The following is a 1,602-nucleotide window of genomic DNA, read 5'->3' on the forward strand; positions in this document are numbered from 1 at the left end:
TGACGGCCCGCGCCATCATCATCGGCGCGCCGCGCTCCGGCTCCGGCAAGACCAGCGTCACCATCGGCATTTTACGCGCGCTCACCCGGCGTGGGCTGAAGGTGCGAGGCGCCAAATCCGGTCCCGACTACATCGACCCCGGCTTCCACACCGCCGCCACGGGACTGTCCGGCGTCAATCTGGACAGCTGGGCGATGCCGCCATCGCTGCTCAACGCACTCGCCGCGCAAGCCGCCGACGACACCGATTTCGTCATCCTCGAAAGCGCCATGGGCCTGTTCGACGGCATTCCGGCCTCGCCGGGGCGCACCGGCTCGGCCGCCGACCTGGCACGGCTCTATGGCCTGCCGGTGCTGCTGGTGCTCGACGTCTCCGGCCAGTCGACCACCGCGGCCGCCGTCGCCAAGGGCTTTGCCACCTACGATCCGGATGTACGCATGGCCGGTGTAGTGCTCAACCGGTTGGGCAGCGAGCGCCATCGCAAGCTGTGCAGCGAAGCCATCGAGGCGATCGGCCTGCCGGTCGTCGGCGCCATCCTGCGCGATCCCACGCTGAACCTGCCCGAACGCCATCTCGGCCTCGTCCAGGCCGGCGAATATGACGACCTGATGGCGCATCTCGACCGGCTGGCCGACATGGCGGAGAAATCGCTCGACCTCGATGCGATCATGGCCCTGGCGACACCCCTCACCCCGGCGTCTGGCGGCTTCACCGACGCACTGGCGCCGCCCGGCCAGCGGATCGCGTTGGCCGAGGATGCCGCCTTCACCTTCCTCTATCCGCATGTCGCCGCCTACTGGCGCAAGGCGGGTGCCGAAATCGTCCCGTTCTCGCCGCTCGCCGATGAAGCGCCCGACGAGACCTGCGATGTCTGCTGGCTGCCGGGCGGCTATCCCGAGCTTCACGCCGGCAAGCTCGCCGCCGCCGCGAATTTCCGCGCCGGGATGGCGCGTTTTGCCACGACAAAGCCCATCCATGGCGAGTGCGGTGGCTTCATGGTGCTGGGCGAAGCGCTGGAGGACGCATCGGGCGACACGCATGCGATGCTCGGCCTGCTCGGCCATTCCACCAGCTTCGCCAAACGCAAGATGAATCTCGGCTACCGCGAGGCGCGGCTGCGCGCCGACTGCCCGCTGGGCTCACAAGGTGCGCTGATCCGCGGCCACGAATTCCACTATGCGCAGATGACCTCTACCGGCAATGACGACCCCTTGGCCGACCTTGCCGACGGTCTGGGCAATCCGATCGGCGCCTCGGGCTACCGGCGCGGCCATGTCAGCGGCACCTTCTTCCATGCGATTGCGAGGGGCTAGAGCATGAAGTTCAGGAATCTGGCCCTTTCACCGCGGCAGGTCGTCGACGACATCGCGCTATGCCTGGTCTTCTTCACCCGTCTGCCGCTACCCGTCTTCGATTTTCGCGGCCGCAGCCTTGCCGCCGCAATCTGGGCAGCCCCCATCGCCGGACTTGTCGTCGGCCTGATCGGCGCTATCGTCTTTGCCACGGCCGAACGGTTTGGCCTGGCCATGGGGCCAGCGGCGGCCCTTGCTCTCGTGGCAACCGTGCTCACCACCGGCTGCCTGCATGAGGACGGGCTATTCC

2 protein-coding genes are annotated in these 1,602 nt (G+C 67.7%); both read left to right on the forward strand.

Features of this window, described 5'->3' with window-relative positions; genetic code table 11:
* Positions 1-1,313, forward strand: a 1,313-nt coding sequence (locus EOC06_RS35075; protein WP_245470340.1) for a cobyrinate a,c-diamide synthase, incomplete at its 5' end; no start/stop codon positions are given.
* A 3-nt stretch (positions 1,314-1,316) separates the two neighbouring features.
* Positions 1,317-1,602: adenosylcobinamide-GDP ribazoletransferase (locus EOC06_RS35080; protein WP_206631326.1), on the forward strand; the 286-nt coding region annotated here is incomplete at its 3' end.

Origin of the sequence: Mesorhizobium sp. M7A.F.Ca.MR.362.00.0.0, from assembly GCF_004023175.1 — a bacterium.
In the GTDB taxonomy this organism is placed as follows: Bacteria; Pseudomonadota; Alphaproteobacteria; order Rhizobiales; family Rhizobiaceae; genus Mesorhizobium.